Origin of the sequence: Halomonas sediminis (genome assembly GCF_044871105.1) — a bacterium.
In the GTDB taxonomy this organism is placed as follows: Bacteria; Pseudomonadota; Gammaproteobacteria; order Pseudomonadales; family Halomonadaceae; genus Vreelandella; species Vreelandella zhuhanensis.
Window position 1 is genome coordinate 1,822,088 of record NZ_CP085246.1, and the last position, 16,811, is coordinate 1,838,898.

Below are 16,811 nucleotides of genomic sequence, written 5' to 3' on the forward strand. Positions count from 1 at the left end.
TGGAAAATATGCTTGGGCACTAATGCTCAGCTACGACAGTTGGTTGGCAGCGTCATTGTACAATATCGTCATTAAACAACATTGCTGGACAACACAGCCTGCATGGTGGAAGGCCATGCCTTGGGGCGCAATCGTTTGGCGCTCAAGCAGGCTATCTCGACTGTTGCGACGCAGAGAAGTTCCTCGTCGCGTAACACTTCCTGCTGAAACGTCATACGACAGGGCTGATGATTTTCGATTCTTGCTGTGATCGTCAATGCATCATCCAGCTGTGCTGGACGACGATACTGGCAATTCAATTGGTGTACCACCAGCTGCGTGTCATTCTCGAGAAGAACACTTTGATTTAAGCCGTGATAGCGAAGCCATTCGCTACGAGCGCGCTCCATGAATTTCAGGTAATTAACGTAGTAGACGATACCACCGGCGTCAGTATCTTCGATATACACCCGAACAGGAAAATGGAAATGGTGCGCTGACTGACTCATGGCCGCACTTCCCCTTCAACATCAGCGGCATCTTCATGAGGCGTCAGCTGGAAATGTTGCCATGCCTGCCGAGTCACGACTCGCCCACGCGCCGTTCGCATCATCATTCCTTGCTGAATCAGGTACGGCTCGATGACATCCTCGATGGTATCGCGCTCTTCACCGATAGCCGCCGACAGGGAATCAACGCCCACCGGCCCACCATCGAATTTTTCGATCATTGCCAGCAGTAACCGACGATCCATGTGATCCAGACCATGATGATCCACATTGAGCATGTTCAGGGCTGCATCGGCAATTGCCGTATCAATATGGCCGCTGCCTTTGATCTGTGCATAATCACGTACCCGGCGGAGCAGACGATTGGCAATCCGCGGCGTACCACGAGAGCGCCGCGCTATTTCTATGCCTCCCTGATGGCTGGTTTCAACCTCAAGCAAACGTGCCGAGCGCCCCACAATCTCGGTAAGCTCCTCCAGATTATAGAATTCCAGCCGTTGAACGATACCGAAGCGATCACGCAGCGGTGAGGTCAAAAGCCCTGCTCGGGTGGTGGCCCCCACCAAGGTAAACTGGGGTAAATCCAGTTTAATCGAGCGTGCCGCAGGGCCTTCACCGATCATGATATCGAGTTGGAAATCCTCCATGGCGGGGTACAATACTTCTTCCACCACCGGGGAAAGGCGGTGAATTTCATCAATGAATAACACATCACCGGGCTCCAGGTTGGTCAGCATTGCCGCCAGATCCCCGGCCCGTTCCAGTACCGGTCCAGAAGTGGACTTGAGACCCACCCCCATTTCGGCGGCAATGATATTAGCCAAGGTGGTCTTGCCCAACCCAGGAGGACCGAACACCAAGGTGTGGTCGAGGCTTTCCTGACGTTTACGCGCGGCCCCGATAAAAATTTCCAATTGCTCGCGCACGCGAGGCTGGCCGATGTAATCCACCAGGCGCTTGGGACGAATCGCATGATCGAAACGCCCTTCCCCCGGCTCTCTTTCCGCGGCGATCAGCCGGTCGTGTTCCAACATAATTCCATCTCTGTTTGCGGCGAGGCATCGCCTAGCCGGCCATGCGGTTACTCAGCGCCGCCTTGATCAAGGCTTCGGTGGACTGATGGCGGTCAAGGTCTGCAAGCATTTTCGCCGCTTCGGTAGGCTTGTAACCCAGGCTTATCAACGCCGCTTCAGCATCGGCAAGGCCGTCTCGTGTTGCATGTACCCCGGCGGTGGCTTCCAGCGGCAAGCTGCCGTCGTTGGATACCTGCCAGTGTGGGAAGCGGTCACGCATCTCGATGACCAGTCGCTCGGCGGTTTTCTTGCCGACGCCCGGCAAGCGGGTCAATGCCTTGCTGTCGTCGTCACGTACGCAGCGCATGAAGGCGTCTTCATCCATTCCTGAAAGAATGGCCAGGGCCAGCTTGGGACCGACACCATTGACCTTTATCAAGGCACGAAACAGTGCTCGCTCTTGCTCGCGCAGGAAACCGTAAAGCAAATGGGCGTCGTCTCTTACCGTCAAATGGGTATACAAGGAAACGGGGTCTCCCACGACCGGCAGTGCCACCAGCGTAGTCATCGAGGCTTCCACCTCGTAACCCACACCGTCGACATCCACTACCAACCAGGGAGGGTGTTTTTCCAGCAAATGGCCGCGTAGACGTCCAATCATGACAAACTCGCTACAGGCAGAAAAAGAAGAATCCGAGGGCTTACTATAAAGCGCCCATGTACAAGTGACCAGTACTCGATCATCGTCTTCTCAAGGCGTGAATTGGCGCCAACTGCTGGTTTTTCGACGACTCCCGACGGCCTCGACACTCACATAACCACTTTGCGAATAGGCATAGGTCAGCGCTGCCGCTAACGCATCGGCAGCATCTTCCTGAGGCGTGGCGCTCAAGCGCAATACGGCGGTGACCATATGCTGCACCTGCACCTTGGCAGCACCTCCCTGACCGGTAACCGCCTGCTTGATCTGGCGAGGTGCATATTCCGCCATCGGCAAGCCATGGTTGGCAATGCACACTATGGCTGCTCCCCGCGCCTGTCCGAGTTTGAGCGCTGAATCGGCGTTTTTTGACATAAAAACGCGCTCTACCGCCACGACATCGGGACGATGCAAGGCAATCAACTCACTGATTCCCGCGTAAATCTGCGCCAAGCGTTGTTCAAGCGCCTCATCACGGGTGCGTACACAGCCGCTGGCCACGTAATGCGGCTTGACCTGAACCAGGTCAATGACGCCGTAGCCGGTAATTCTAGAACCCGGGTCAATTCCCAGAATCCGCATGTGGTTCCCCGGTTTTTTCTTTCTCAATCAAAAACACCGACGCCCTTGGGCGTCGGTGTTACGTCATTAATCATTCATCCAACCCGTATCTAACAGGTTATCATTCGCTGACGGCTTCAGCCTTGGCTTTCTGGCGCAACCGAATGCTGAGCTCCTTGAGCTGGTCGCCACTGACCTCGCCCGGCGCATCCGTCATCAGGCACGCCGCACTCTGGGTCTTGGGGAAAGCGATGACTTCACGAATGGTACGTGCGCCGGCCATCAGCATCACCAAGCGATCCAGACCGAAGGCCAAACCACCGTGCGGGGGTGCACCATACTGCAATGCATCGAGCAGGAAGCCGAATTTCTCTTGGGCTTCTTCTTCGCCGATTCCTAGAATCTCGAAAACTGTGTTTTGCATGGCCTGGTCGTGGATACGGATCGAACCACCACCCAACTCCGTACCATTGAGCACCATGTCGTAGGCGCGAGACAGAGCACTGGCAGGGTCGGTCTTCAAGGCTTCCGGGCTACAGGAAGGCGCGGTAAAGGGGTGATGCAAGGGGCTCAGGCGCCCCGTGTTATCGGCTTCGAACATGGGGAAATCAACCACCCACAGCGGCGCCCATTCCTGGGTGTAAAGCTCAAGGTCGGCACCCAGCTTGACCCGTAGCGCACCGATTGCTTCATTGACGATGCGTGCCTTGTCGGCACCAAAGAAGATGATGTCGCCGTCTTCAGCATCGACGCGGTCGAGCAGTTCTTCGACCACATTTTCCATGAACTTGACGATGGGTGACTGCAAGCCGTCCAGGCCCTTGGCACGTTCATTGACCTTGATCCAGGCCAGGCCCTTGGCGCCGTAGATACCCACGAACTTGGTATATTCGTCGATTTCCTTGCGTGAAAGCTTGGCGCCGCCAGTGACTTTCAATGCCGCCACACGGCCGTCTTCCGCCTTTGCCGGGCCGGAAAAGACCTTGAAATCCACCTGTTGCATCAGGTCGTCGATATCGGTCAACTCGAGCGGAATGCGCAGGTCCGGCTTGTCGGAGCCGAAACGGTTCATCGCTTCCGCCCATGTCATGCGCGGAAATTCCGGCAGCTCGACACTGAGAACATCCTGGAACAGCTGACGAATCATGGCTTCGGTGATGCCCATGATATCGTCTTCTTCCACAAACGATGCTTCGATGTCGATCTGGGTGAATTCCGGCTGACGGTCGGCACGTAGATCTTCGTCACGAAAACACTTGGCAATCTGGTAGTAGCGATCAAACCCCGCCACCATCAGCAGTTGCTTGAACAGCTGAGGAGATTGCGGCAAAGCAAAGAAGCTGCCTGCATGGGTACGGCTCGGCACCAGATAATCACGTGCCCCTTCGGGAGTGGCACGGGTCAATACCGGTGTTTCAATGTCCAGAAAACCCTGGTTTTCCAGAAACGCCCGCACATTGTGAGAAATGCGTGAACGCAGGCGCAGTTTTTCGATCATCTCCGGGCGGCGCAGATCGATATAGCGATATTTCAAGCGAACTTCTTCACCCACCTTGCCATGCTCATCGAGCTGGAACGGCGGGGTAGCAGCGGTATTGAGCACCTCCACTTCCTTGGCCAATACCTCGATCAAGCCGGTGGGCATGGTGTCATTCTGGGTGCCTTCTGGACGCAGGCGTACGTGCCCGGTAATGCGCAGCACGTATTCATTACGTGCGCGGTCGGCATTAGCGAAAGCCTCGGCGGTGTCCGGGTCGACCACGAACTGGGCGATACCATCACGGTCTCGCATATCGAGGAAAATCACCCCACCGTGGTCACGGCGGCGATGTACCCATCCGCATACGGTGACCGTCTGGTCCACCAAAGTCTCGTTCAGCTGGCCGCAATAATGGCTGCGCATGTCAAATCCTGTTCTGTTGCGTGGCTATAAAGAGAGTAACGGGCCTTACGACCCTGGCATTCGCGGTCAGGCCGCGCTGCCCTTGTGTTTGGGGTTACCGCTGGTATCGCTTTTCTGTGTAGCGCTTGTCTTGGCATCACTTTTCACATCACTGCTTTGGGTAGCCGGCGCCTTTTTATCGCCCTCTCCACCTGCGACAAGATTTTTCTTGCTGCCGGTCTTGAAATCGGTTTCATACCAGCCGCCGCCAGCCAGGCGAAACCCTGCCGCCGATACCAGGCGTACAAGCTCTTCACGTGCGCAGGCAGGACATTCGGTCAAGGGGTCCGCGCTGATCTTCTGTAGTTTTTCCAACCGCTGACCACAGGCCTTGCACTCATATTCATAGATGGGCATGTTGATCACTCCTGAGAAAGCTCACCCCATACAGGACAATGGCGGGCATAAGCCCAACCCAAATGCCCTAGGTGGCGGGCCGGGACCAAAACTCCAAGCCTGCCGTCAAAGCCGGACATTATACCCTTTTGTGACCCCTGCCGAGCAAGGCCCGTCAGCTTGTCGGCACGAAATGGAGATATCTGATGCCTAATGCCGTTTTGCTGGATGCTCAAAGCCTGGGACCGGGAATCGACCTGTCGGTTATAGAGCGTTGTGTCGATCATCTGGACGTGCACGAACAAAGCACCTCCGAGCAGGCCCAGGAGCGGCTAAAAAGTGTAGACATCGCGCTCGTCAACAAGGTAGTCCTCGATGCGAAAACCTTGGCGATGCTGCCACGCCTCAAGCTGATTTGCGTATTAGCCACAGGCCTTAACAACATTGATCTCGATGCCGCCCGACAACAAGGCATTCAGGTCATGAACGTCGCTGCTTATGGCACCGCCAGCGTGTCCCAACATACCTTGATGCTGATATTGACGCTGGCCAATCGCTTGCCGCGCTACCAGCAAGACCTCGTCCAGGGCAAATGGCAAACAAGTCCGTTCTTCTGTCTTCAGGACCACCCCACCCTGCAGCTGGCGGGTAAACAGCTGGTTATTGTCGGCCAAGGTGAGCTGGGATCTGAGGTGGCGCGCCTTGCCGAAGCTTTTGGCATGAAAGTCACTTTTGCGGCTCGGCCCGGCAATGAAACCGGCGACTCACGTTCATCGTTGGATGATTTGCTGCCCGAGGCGGATGTCATCAGCCTGCACTGTCCACTGAATGAGGATACACGCCACCTGATCAATGCCGAGCGATTGGCCAAGGCCAAACCCGAACTACTGCTGATCAACTGTGCTCGAGGCGGCGTCATTGATGAATTGGCCGCACTGGACGCCTTGCGCGCAGGCAAGCTGGGTGGGCTCGGGGTCGATGTGCTCCCAACCGAACCCCCAAAAGAGGGCCATCCGCTGCTGGATGCCTTGCATGAATCACTTAATCTGGTGGTGACCCCGCATAACGCCTGGATCACCCCGGAAGCCCGTCAGAATATTGTCAATCTGACCGCTGACAATATTCACGCCTGGCAAACGCAAACAACTTAACGGGTCGAAAAATGATCCGGCACATGAGTGGCTTCAAGAACCTCGAATTCCACATGAGTCACATGGGCTTTTTCCGGCCCTTGCCATAGCCATTCACTCAGTTCACGCACTGCCCCGGGTTGGCCACACATCAGTACCTCAACTCGACCATCGGGCAGGTTCTTGGCGTAACCCGTAATGCCACGTTGCAGTGCTTGTTCCTGTGTCGCATTGCGAAACCAGACGCCCTGCACCTTGCCCGTCACCCAAGCACGGGTACAGCACTGTTCTGTTCTTGACGAATTGGCACTTGACTGACTCATGAATGACTTCCTTTTCTGGTCCTTGTGAAGATCAAGTAGTGGTAAAGCGTTTAAAAAAATTCCCGCCTCACCGCCACGGCAGTATTGCGTGGGATCAATTTACGCCCGCGTCGCAACAGCAATGAACGGGTGAATGCAGCTCCGAAAAGTAGAATAAGCGACGAGTAATAAACCCACAGCAAAATCATGACCACAGAACCTGCCGCCCCATAAGTAGAAGCGGTAGCAGTATAGGCAAGATAAACTGCAATCAGGTTTCTGCCGATAGTGAAGAGCACTGCGGTCACTAACGCCCCTATAAAGACATCCTGCCAGCTCAGCACGACATCCGGCAACACCTTGAAAATCGCAGCGAAAAGCAACGTCACCATGGCCAATGAAATAAGCGACTCCAACGCCGTTGTCAGCAGGCCCGCATAGGGCAAAAGGTTGTCGGCGACGTTTAACATGCTGCGTAACACCACCCCTACCACAAGCGATACCAGCAAGATAAAACCGATAGACAACACCACCGTCAATGACAACAATCGAGTCTTGAGAAAGATGAACAAACTATTAGAAGTGGGTTTGGCGGTCACTCCCCAGATGGTATTCAATGAAAACTGCATCTGAGCAAATACTGTGGTCGCCCCTACCAACAAGGCGAGAACCCCTAGTAAAGTGGGCAACAGTCCTGATTCCTCGATTCTGGATTGTGCCACGGCCTGTTCGATAGCCATGGCAGCATCAGTCCCTAATGTTCCCTGTAACTGGGAGACAATTTGTCCTTGAGCGGCGTCTTCGCCCAAGACAACACCAATTACCGTGACGGCAATAATTATCGTGGGGGCCAACGAGAATAAGGTGTAGAAGGCCAAAGAACCGGCGTAACTGAATGCATTACGCTCGAGCCACAAAGAGACAGCATCTTGAAAGACTTGACTCCAGAATTTGACGGTATCCTTGATCATTTTTGCTTCACTCCCTAAAGACATTCTGCTGGTAGCAATTATTTTCGATACACTACTTATCCGTTGCGAGTTCGTCCATTTACTATTCGTCCACTCAGTATTCATAGGGAAGCCAGGATGCCTCTAGAGTCACTCACATTGCCCGCGGCTCCTGAATTCGATTGCCTGGTGTTCATTGGACGCTTTCAGCCTCCTCATCTGGGACACTTGGCAGTGATACGCGAAGCATTGAAACAGGCTCGCCAGGTAATCGTACTGGTGGGCTCTGCCTGGCAGGCTCGCTCATTGCGCAATCCATGGCGATTCGAGGAGCGGCAGGCAATGTTGCGCACCGGCTTTGATGAAGCTGAAAACGAACGTCTTGAAATCGCCCCTCTGCTGGACGCCCTTTACAATGATGACGTGTGGGTAAGGGATGTTCAGCGCAAGGTGCGCGATATCGCCTCCCCGACCCATGCACGCTTGCCTCGCATAGGACTCATCGGGGCCAGCCGTGGACAGTCCAGTTACTATTTATCGCTGTTTCCGCAGTGGGAATCGGTCAGTGTGCCGCTGGTTGACGGTATTTCGGCGAGCCAGATCCGCGAGCGATTGTTCCGCTCACCGGATGCATCAAACGACTACTTGAGCACCGGTGCTTCGCATGATTTACCACCGGGCGTTGTCGACCGCGTGGCACAGTTCTGTCAAGGCGAGGTATACCATCAGTTACTCGAAGAACAGCAGTTGCTCGATCAGTATAGGAAAGCTTGGGCACAAGCACCCTACCCACCTATTTTCGTTACCGTGAACGCCGTTGTAGTGCAATCCGGTCATGTATTGCTGGTGCGCCGCACAGCTGCACCCGGCAAAGGCTTGTTTGCTCTTCCCGGAGGATTTATCAACCCTCATGAGCGCCTGTTGGATGCATGCCTGAGAGAGTTACGGGAGCGTTTACGCTTGAAAGTGCCTGAGCCAGTGCTGAAAGGCTCCTTGCGTGGCCAGCGTCTTTTTGATGAACCCCATCGTAGTTGGCGGGGCCGGACCCTGGCAGAAGCCTTTTACTTCGCACTTCGTCCTGAACAACAACTTCCCCGACTAAAACCCGTCAAGGGAGGCGACCATGCTCGCTGGGTGGCTTTGGCAGATCTTGAGCCAGACAGTCTGTTCGAAGATCACTTTTTCATTATTCAAAACTTTCTTGGCCTGCCGGCCGATCTTGGCAGCCCATAACTGGTTATCAGGAACTGGCTATCAAGCTTCGAGAAAATCACGTGGTAAACGCATCATTTGCCGCCATAATTTTTCCACACCGGGTTTATGCACCAAAGAACAGCGATATAGACGGATTTCCAGGGGAATGTCCCATTTTTCATCACCGGCACGGACAAGTCGCCCGCTGTTCAATTCTTCTCGAATACAGAAATCGGGGATCCAAGCTACGCCAATCCCTTGAAGTACCATGCCTTTCAATCCTTCAGCCATGGCAGTTTCATACACAGTACGTAACTTCATGCGCAATGGGTCATTTTTCAACAACATACGTACACTGCGCCCCAGGAAAGCGCCTTGCGTATAAGACAGGTACGGCAAAGACTCGTCTTGATTAAAGGCAAAAAGAGGCTTGCCTTCGGAATCCGGCAAGGTGACCGGCAACATATTCACTTTACCGATTGAAAATGAGGGGAAAACCTCTGCATCTAGCTGCATGGTGGCAAAAGGGTCGTAATATGCCAGCATGAGATCGCAATTGCCCTCACGTAATACATGGATGGCCTCACCCACATTCATGGCAGCAAGGCGTGTCGGTAACTCCCCTAGCCCTTTTTGTAAACGTGAAATCCAGGGGGGATAGAAGCTCAATGCCAATGAATGTGCCGCCACGATATCCAGGGCTTCGTTGGCGATGGATAGCCCACGCAAATGGCCCAGTGATTCATTGAGCTGCTCCACCAGGTTGCGAGCTGTTACCAGAAACAATTGGCCTTCGGAGGTTAAATCTACCGGCGTGGTGGAACGATCTACCAAGGTTACGCCTACCGCCTGTTCTAGGGCTCGAATACGCCGACTGAAAGCCGGCTGGGTAACATGACGTTGACGAGCGGATGCCGAAAAGCTTCGGGTACTGGCTAATGTGACGAAATCTTCCAGCCATTTCGTTTCAAGATTCAACGTAGACTCCTGCCACCTATATGTTTAATAAGTATTACCGTCAATGCTGCGCTTCAATGCCGGCTAGAAAAATGTTTTCATAAAACTGGAGCCAATAGATAGGCAGCTCGTGAAATCAAGTGTTTCCACAAGGGTCTTGCATTCATCTCTTCGATTTTTACCTCACGGCATTGAGCAAAATCTTCTTCCAGCATTGAATGTACCTGGCTTGCAAATTTTGAATCAGGGATAAAAGCTGTAATTTCAAAATTAAGTCTGAATGAACGATTATCCAGATTAATTGTGCCTATTGTGGCAATTTCATTATCAATTAACATAACTTTTTGATGCATGAACCCTGGGAGATAACGGTATATTTTTACACCTGCACGTAACATATCCGGGAGAAAGGCGAAGGCAGACAGAAATATCAGTAGATGATCTGGGCGTTCCGGCATCATCACTCGAACATCGACACCTCGCATGGCGGCAAGACGTAACGCATCCTGCACGCCTTGGTCAGGAACAAAATAGGGACTTGTCACCCAGAAGCTAGTTCGCGCGCTATGAATAGCATGCTGTACCAGCAGACTGGCGGTTTCCTGCGGGTCCGCCGGTCCTGAGGGGACGATCACCACATCCTGGTTCTCTGCGCAGATCGATTTAGGCTGCCAAGCCAGGCTGATGACCTCTCCTCTCGCCCAATGCCAATCCTCCCAGAAGGCTTCTTGCAAGCCGAGCACACTGGGCCCTTCCAGCTTAAGGTGAGTGTCACGCCAGGCTCCATGGCGGTGATGCTGTCCCAGGTATTCGACGCCCACATTGAAACCTCCCAGCCACCCCTGCCGGCCATCCATGACGGCAATCTTGCGGTGGTTGCGAAAATTCAGCTGAAAACGGTGCTTGAAGCCCCGCGATGACCGGAAGGAACTGACTTCCACTCCGGCGGCTGACAGGTCACGCAGATAACTTTCGTTGAGTTTATGACTACCGACCTCGTCGTAGAGAAAATAAACTCTTACGCCACGCTCGGCAGCTTTCTGTAAATGGCGCTTGAGTTTGAGCCCCAAAGCATCATCACGCACGATAAAAAACTGCAACAGGACATAATCCTGAGCATTATCGATACCACTGAACAGGCTGGCGAAGGTGGCATCTCCATCAATCAATAACTCCGCCCGGTTGCCGCGTGTCAGAGGCATCATGGCCAATTGCTCAACGACGCTTATGGCAGGACTATGTGTAGAAGATCCCAAGTAGGGAGTCGAATGCTTGCGGTAGCGTGTCAGGACACGGCGCAGAATGGTATCGCGCTCACCGCGTGCCGATACATAGCCATAAAAACGCGGTCGTCCAAAAAACCAATATGCCGGTACTGCCACGTAAGGAATGGTCAGCAAGGAAATAATCCAGGCAATAGCACCTTGAGACGTGCGGCTCGACATCAAGGCCAGCAAGGCGGAAAAAATGCCCAGCAGGTAGACCAGCATGATGCCCATCCCCAATAACCAGGATGTCATGGCAACTCCACGTAAACGTTCAAAATATAAGGCGTCATGCCTCGAACAATCGAGGCTCGATTATATCAGCTTTAGTTACACAAAGGCCCCGCTCTTGGCGGGGCCTTTGTCATTCATTCTGGTTATTAGGGCGGGTTAATAAACAGAGTTTATTGCCTCAGGCGGTCTGTGCAATGATTTCCTTCCATTTGGCCGGGCCGGTCTGGTGCACGGAGGTGCCTTGGCTATCTACCGCCACGGTCACCGGCATGTCTTCGACCTCGAACTCATAAATTGCCTCCATGCCCAGGTCTTCAAATCCGACCACTCGGGATTTCTTGATCGCTTGGGCGACCAGGTACGCGGAGCCGCCTACCGCCATCAGATAGACGGCTTCATTGTCGCGAATGGCATCAATTGCCGTCTGGCCGCGCTCCGCTTTGCCGACCATGCCCAGCAAGCCGGTTTCTTCCAGCATGGTACGGGTGAACTTGTCCATGCGAGTGGCCGTAGTGGGGCCTGCGGGGCCGACCACTTCATCTCTCACGGGGTCCACCGGACCCACGTAATAGATGAAACGCCCTTTCATGTCGACCGGCAAGGGTTCGCCCTTGGCGATCATGTCGACCATGCGCTTGTGCGCCGCATCGCGCCCGGTAAGCAACTTACCGTTAAGCAGGAGGGTATCGCCGGGCTGCCAGGTCTTGACCTCTTCCGGTGTCACGCTGTCCAGATTGACGCGCTTGACGTTCTCTCCTGCTTCTCGGGTAATTTCCGGCCAGTCTTCCAGTTTGGGCACCGGCAATGAAGCGGCACCGGAACCGTCCAAAGTAAAATGGGCGTGTCGCGTGGCCGCGCAATTGGGAATAATCGCCACCGGTTTGTTGGCCGCATGGGTCGGGTAATCCTTGACCTTGATATCCAGCACTGTGGTCAAGCCCCCCAGGCCCTGCGCGCCAATACCACTCTTGTTAACCTTGTCGAACAGCTCGAGACGTAGCTCTTCGGTACGATTGCTCGCCCCCCGGGCTTGAAGGTCTTGAATGTCGATCGGGTCGAGTAGCGCTTCCTTGGCGATCTGCATGGCTTTTTCGGCAGTACCGCCAATGCCGATACCCAGCATACCCGGCGGACACCAGCCGGCGCCCATCTTGGGCAACTGTTCCATGACCCAATCAACCACGCTATCTGAAGGATTGAGCATCGCGAACTTGGACTTGGCTTCACTGCCACCGCCCTTGGCCGCCACATGAACCTCGACGGTATCGCCCGGTACAATCTTGTGATGAATGATGGCCGGCGTGTTGTCCTTGGTATTTTCGCGCTTGCCGTCCGGGTCGGCGAGAACGGAGGCACGCAGGACGTTATCCGGTAACTTGTAGGCGCGGCGCACGCCCTCGTTGATCATGTCGTCTAGGCTCATTTCCGTTTCCCAACGCACATTCATACCCACATGCACGAAAACGGTGACGATGCCGGTGTCCTGGCAAATCGGCCGGTGCCCCATTGCGCACATCCGCGAGTTGATCAGAATCTGCGCGATGGCATCTTTTGCCGCCGGGTTTTCTTCCCGCTCATAGGCAGCCGCCATGGCATCGATGAAGTCTTTGGGATGGTAATAGGAAATATACTGCAAGGCGTCGGCGACACTTTGAATCAAGTCGTCCTGATGGATCACGGTCATGAACAAGAAGCTCCCGGGTTATCGTCCTGTGCTCCAATATCAACTAGCACAAGCGTTATAATCGTGGTGACGAGTATAACGTATCGCCCAATGGGACGGCAGTCTCGTCCCTGTTCATGAAGATTCTTTTAGTCGAAGTTATTGATTAATATAACGGTATAAATATTCGCAGCAAGCTTCTCTTTTTGTCGACCATCAACCCAACGCTAGCTGGCGCTCCTTGAGTTGATGCAGTTGATCACGCAAACGCGCCGCTTCCTCAAACTCCAGGTTATGCGCCGCTTCGAACATCTCATCTTCGAGTTTGTTGATCGCAGTTTTTAGCTCAGGCGCATGCATCGATGCAATATCGTACGCCCCTGCTTTTTCCGCTACCTTACGCTCATCTTTACGCCGGCTCCCCTTCTTGCCCGGTGTTTGCGCCGATTCCAGGATGTCGGCCACCGAACGCGTCACCGTGGTGGGCGTAATGCCATGTTCCAGGTTATGTTCGATCTGCTTGGCACGCCGGCGCTCGGTTTCGTCCATCGCTCGGCGCATGGAATCGGTGATCCGATCACCGTACAGAATTGCTTTTCCTTGAGAATTCCGCGCTGCCCGGCCGATGGTCTGGATCAAGGAGCGTTCCGAGCGCAGAAACCCTTCCTTGTCGGCATCCAGAATCGCTACCAGTGAAACTTCGGGGATATCCAGGCCTTCCCGCAACAAGTTGATGCCTACCAGCACATCGAACTTGCCCAGACGCAAGTCTCGAATGATTTCGACCCGTTCCACGGTATCGATGTCCGAATGCAGGTAGCGTACCCGTATGCCATGCTCGTCCAGGTATTCGGTCAGGTCTTCCGACATACGCTTGGTCAGGGTGGTCACCAGTACGCGCTCGCCTACCGCCGTGCGCAACCCTATCTGGGACAAGAGGTCATCCACTTGGGTGCTGGCCGGCCGTACTTCGATTTCCGGGTCGAGCAAACCGGTGGGACGCACTACCTGCTCAACCACTTGGCCTGCGTGTTCCGCTTCATATTTACCCGGCGTCGCCGAGACGAATATTGCCTGAGGACAGATCGACTCCCATTCCTCGAACTTCATCGGACGGTTATCCAGTGCCGAAGGTAAGCGAAAGCCATACTCGACCAGGGTTTCCTTGCGCGAACGATCGCCCTTGTACATCCCGCCTACCTGGGGAACGCTGACATGCGATTCATCGATGAATAGCAGCGCATCATCCGGCAGATAGTCGAAAAAGGTGGGTGGCGGATCGCCCGGCGTGCGCCCGGAAAGATAGCGCGAGTAGTTTTCAATGCCGTTGCAATAGCCCAATTCCAGCATCATTTCGATGTCGTACAGAGTGCGTTGTTCAAGCCGCTGGGCTTCCACCAGACGGTCATGGTTGCGCAGCCAGTCGAGCCGTTCCACCAACTCGGCCTTGATCGACTCGATAGCCTCGAGAATGGTTTCGCGCGGCGTAACGTAGTGAGATTTCGGATAGACGGTCATGCGTGGCACATGGCCCCGTACTTCGCCGGTCAGGGGATCGAATAACCGGATCGAGTCGATTTCATTATCGAAAAGCTCTACCCGCACAGCTTCTTCCTCGGCATCAGCGGGGAAGATATCAATTACATCGCCACGCACCCGGTAGGTGCCTCGGCGAAAATCCATGTCATTGCGTGTGTACTGCAATTCCGCCAAGCGGCGCAGGAAAGCACGCTGATCAATCAACTCACCCCGGCTGAAATGCAAGCGCATCTTCAGGTACTGATCGGGGTCACCCAGACCATAGATCGCCGAGACCGACACCACGATCAACGCATCCCGCCGCTCCAACAGTGCCTTGGTGGCGGAAAGGCGCATCTGCTCGATGTGATCGTTGATCGAAGCGTCCTTTTCGATAAAAGTATCCGAGGAAGGCACATAGGCTTCAGGCTGATAGTAGTCGTAGTAGGAGACGAAATACTCTACGGCGTTATCCGGGAAAAACGACTTGAACTCACCGTACAGTTGAGCGGCAAGGGTCTTGTTGGGCGCCATGACGATGGTCGGACGCTGCAAGCGTTCGACGACATTGGCCATGGTAAAGGTTTTGCCCGAGCCGGTTACCCCCAGCAACGTCTGGTGGGCAAGCCCCGCCTCCAACCCGCTGACCAGGCTGCTGATAGCATTGGGCTGATCACCTGCAGGCTGGAATTTCGATTGCAGACGAAACGCTTTGCTCATTCCGGCTCCTTTATGAAAAGTGTGTTTGGTATTAAAATAACGGTATAAAAATCTAGACTGCTCGAGTGGTTATTTCTACGGCAGCTTGTGTCATCAGGCGTTGAATGGGACAGCGATGGCTGATGTCTTCCAGCTTGGCGCGCTGATCCGGGTCTTCAATGCCATGCAAGAAAAGCTCCACATCCAGCTTATAAAGCCCCTTGGTTTCCTGGCTGTCATCACGTTTGACCTTGACGCTAATGCCTTCAAGCGGCCATCGTTTGCGCTTGGCATACATCTGCACGGTGATTGCCTTACAGGTTCCCAGGGCAATATCGAAGTAATCATGCGGATCGGGGGCGCTTCCCTCACCACCGAATGCTTGAGGTACATCCGCATAGAGGTCTTCCAGGCCCTCAAGTTCCACACGTTGGCGAAAAACATGGTTACGTTCGCTGATGATTTCAATCGGCACGCGCATCAGGTTACCTCTATTCCTAGTTTGAGAGATTTGATCGCCTCAATCAGTGCCTGAGGTTTCACCCGGCCTTCTACTTCTGCACCATGACGGCCAACTTCGACGCTCTCCACCCCATCGAGCATCATCAATACCGTGGTAATACGGTTGACCTGCTCGGTTGTTTCTACGCCGTTAAAACTCAACGAGTAATGCGTCATCACGCCTCCTGTGCAAGACTGGCAAAAGCACCGCCGAGTCTAGCACGGGTCCAATGCCTTGCAATTAGCCGCTCATGCCCTCATTTGAGAGATAACAGCCTATTTCGCCGCCTTTTGATTGCCTTTCAGGTGCTGATGAATGGCCAATGATCACTCGGAGTTTTTGTACATGTCTGATCCCCTCGCACCGCCTGACTTTGTCTCCCTTTCCCATCTGGGCATTCTGGAGCTCAAAGGAAAGGGCGCCGAAACGCTGCTCCAAGGGCAGACAAGCGCCCAAGTGGCTCATGCCAACGGTAACTTCGCTCCCCTGACCTGCTTTTGCACCGCCAAGGGCCGGGTACTGGCAAATGCGCAGCTATGGAAAGTGGCAGAAGATCATTATCGCCTGATGCTTTCCCATGATTTGCTGGATTCTTTACTCGCCCATTTAAAGAAATTCGCCGCTTTCTACAAAGTGGAGTTACGCATTGCGCAAGAAATTTCTCTTATCGGCGTGATCGGTGAACATGCCGGACATCAAATGGCTCAAGCACTCGAAGCGTCGCTACCTGACATTTCCTGGCATCAGGCGCAGTCCGCTTCACAGGATGCTCAATTGCTACGCCACCCTGGTCCCCAACCGCGCTGGCTGGCCTGTATCCCTCAAACTGGTATAGCCACTTTGGACGCCATCCCCCAAGCGAGTGTTTCCCAAGATGAAAGTCCTTGGAAGCTACTGGATATCCAGGCCGGTATTGCCTGGGTCACCTCAGCACAGCAGGATCAGTTCCTGCCACAAATGCTCAATTGGGAAGCTCTTGGGGGCATCAGTTTCAAGAAAGGCTGCTACATGGGCCAGGAAGTAGTCGCTCGAGCGCACTTTCGTGGTCAGGTCAAAAAACGCTTGGCCCGGGCCAAAGTGACCACGAACACCTCTATCGAGCCGGGTACGCCTGTATACGATGAAGCAGGTAAATCACGTGGCGAGGCTGTGGTCACGGCAGCGGATGCTCAAGGTAATATCGAGTTCCTGGCCGTACTGGCCACCAATGCGATAGAAGAGCTTTCTCTGAACGTTGAAGGCTATCCAGTTAGCTTGCTTGCCTTGCCCTACCCGATCGAACGCCTCGACCCGGAAACGCTGGTGGCTCACGAATAACTACTCTTCACCCTGACAAGTACTTTTAAAAACCACCAAA

The 16,811-nt window shown here is 54.1% G+C and carries 17 protein-coding genes; 3 read left to right on the forward strand and 14 right to left on the reverse strand.

Features of this window, described 5'->3' with window-relative positions; translation table 11 throughout:
• Window positions 1–71: 71 nt before the first annotated feature.
• From ybgC to LG290_RS08760, 6 genes are all read right to left on the reverse strand, one after another.
• Window positions 72–488: a tol-pal system-associated acyl-CoA thioesterase gene (gene ybgC / locus LG290_RS08735; RefSeq protein WP_499834503.1), complete on the reverse strand. Its 417-nt coding sequence runs from the start codon at window positions 486–488 to the stop codon at window positions 72–74.
• Window positions 485–1,522, reverse strand: coding sequence for a Holliday junction branch migration DNA helicase RuvB (ruvB, locus tag LG290_RS08740; protein WP_160418583.1), 1,038 nt, complete (start codon window positions 1,520–1,522; stop codon window positions 485–487). Before ruvB ends, ybgC begins: the two co-directional genes overlap by 4 nt.
• Before the next feature lie 31 nt (window positions 1,523–1,553).
• The gene (gene ruvA, locus LG290_RS08745) at window positions 1,554–2,162 is read right to left on the reverse strand and encodes a Holliday junction branch migration protein RuvA (protein WP_160418584.1); all 609 of its coding nucleotides are present in this window, start codon (window positions 2,160–2,162) and stop codon (window positions 1,554–1,556) included.
• 90 nt (window positions 2,163–2,252) lie between these two features.
• On the reverse strand, window positions 2,253–2,783 hold the full coding sequence (gene ruvC, locus LG290_RS08750) for a crossover junction endodeoxyribonuclease RuvC (RefSeq protein WP_499834504.1): 531 nt from the start codon (window positions 2,781–2,783) through the stop codon (window positions 2,253–2,255).
• A gap of 100 nt (window positions 2,784–2,883) precedes the next feature.
• Window positions 2,884–4,665 carry an aspartate--tRNA ligase gene (gene aspS, locus LG290_RS08755; protein ID WP_499834505.1) on the reverse strand — a complete coding sequence of 594 codons (1,782 nt, stop codon included), beginning with the start codon at window positions 4,663–4,665 and terminating at the stop codon, window positions 2,884–2,886.
• Between the two features lie 66 nt (window positions 4,666–4,731).
• Window positions 4,732–5,061, reverse strand: a complete 330-nt coding sequence (locus tag LG290_RS08760) for an FmdB family zinc ribbon protein (protein WP_499834506.1) — start codon at window positions 5,059–5,061, stop codon at window positions 4,732–4,734.
• A gap of 185 nt (window positions 5,062–5,246) precedes the next feature.
• On the opposite strand from LG290_RS08760, the gene LG290_RS08765 reads away from it, so the two are divergent.
• A complete protein-coding gene (locus LG290_RS08765; RefSeq protein WP_499834507.1) occupies window positions 5,247–6,191 on the forward strand; it encodes a D-2-hydroxyacid dehydrogenase in 945 nt (314 codons plus the stop codon).
• Here the strand turns inward: LG290_RS08765 and yccX are convergent.
• Both yccX and LG290_RS08775 read right to left on the reverse strand, forming a co-directional pair.
• The gene (gene yccX / locus LG290_RS08770) at window positions 6,188–6,493 is read right to left on the reverse strand and encodes an acylphosphatase (protein WP_160418588.1); all 306 of its coding nucleotides are present in this window, start codon (window positions 6,491–6,493) and stop codon (window positions 6,188–6,190) included. The two genes, LG290_RS08765 and yccX, sit on opposite strands and share 4 nt — an antisense overlap.
• Before the next feature lie 50 nt (window positions 6,494–6,543).
• Window positions 6,544–7,443, reverse strand: coding sequence for a YihY/virulence factor BrkB family protein (locus LG290_RS08775; protein WP_499834508.1), 900 nt, complete (start codon window positions 7,441–7,443; stop codon window positions 6,544–6,546).
• A gap of 117 nt (window positions 7,444–7,560) precedes the next feature.
• On the opposite strand from LG290_RS08775, the gene LG290_RS08780 reads away from it, so the two are divergent.
• Window positions 7,561–8,655 carry a bifunctional nicotinamide-nucleotide adenylyltransferase/Nudix hydroxylase gene (locus LG290_RS08780; RefSeq protein ID WP_160418590.1) on the forward strand — a complete coding sequence of 365 codons (1,095 nt, stop codon included), beginning with the start codon at window positions 7,561–7,563 and terminating at the stop codon, window positions 8,653–8,655.
• A 21-nt stretch (window positions 8,656–8,676) separates the two neighbouring features.
• Here LG290_RS08780 and LG290_RS08785 read toward each other — a convergent pair whose 3' ends face one another.
• From LG290_RS08785 to LG290_RS08810, 6 genes are all read right to left on the reverse strand, one after another.
• Window positions 8,677–9,594 (reverse strand): LysR substrate-binding domain-containing protein, encoded by a 918-nt coding sequence (locus tag LG290_RS08785; RefSeq protein WP_160418591.1) that lies wholly within the window; start codon window positions 9,592–9,594, stop codon window positions 8,677–8,679.
• A gap of 77 nt (window positions 9,595–9,671) precedes the next feature.
• The gene (gene cls / locus LG290_RS08790; RefSeq protein WP_499834509.1) at window positions 9,672–11,093 is read right to left on the reverse strand and encodes a cardiolipin synthase; all 1,422 of its coding nucleotides are present in this window, start codon (window positions 11,091–11,093) and stop codon (window positions 9,672–9,674) included.
• 157 nt (window positions 11,094–11,250) lie between these two features.
• Entirely contained in the window at window positions 11,251–12,756 is a 1,506-nt protein-coding gene (locus tag LG290_RS08795) for a fumarate hydratase (protein WP_499834510.1), read from the reverse strand.
• Between the two features lie 195 nt (window positions 12,757–12,951).
• The gene (uvrB, locus tag LG290_RS08800; protein ID WP_499834511.1) at window positions 12,952–14,973 is read right to left on the reverse strand and encodes an excinuclease ABC subunit UvrB; all 2,022 of its coding nucleotides are present in this window, start codon (window positions 14,971–14,973) and stop codon (window positions 12,952–12,954) included.
• A 52-nt stretch (window positions 14,974–15,025) separates the two neighbouring features.
• Window positions 15,026–15,433, reverse strand: coding sequence for an OsmC family protein (locus LG290_RS08805; protein WP_499834512.1), 408 nt, complete (start codon window positions 15,431–15,433; stop codon window positions 15,026–15,028).
• Window positions 15,433–15,630 carry a hypothetical protein gene (locus LG290_RS08810; protein WP_499834513.1) on the reverse strand — a complete coding sequence of 66 codons (198 nt, stop codon included), beginning with the start codon at window positions 15,628–15,630 and terminating at the stop codon, window positions 15,433–15,435. The genes LG290_RS08805 and LG290_RS08810 overlap by 1 nt, the downstream gene beginning before the upstream one ends.
• 169 nt (window positions 15,631–15,799) lie before the next feature.
• Here LG290_RS08810 and ygfZ point away from each other — a divergent pair, with 169 nt between their 5' ends.
• Window positions 15,800–16,771, forward strand: coding sequence for a CAF17-like 4Fe-4S cluster assembly/insertion protein YgfZ (gene ygfZ / locus LG290_RS08815; protein ID WP_499834514.1), 972 nt, complete (start codon window positions 15,800–15,802; stop codon window positions 16,769–16,771).
• Window positions 16,772–16,811: the final 40 nt, after the last annotated feature.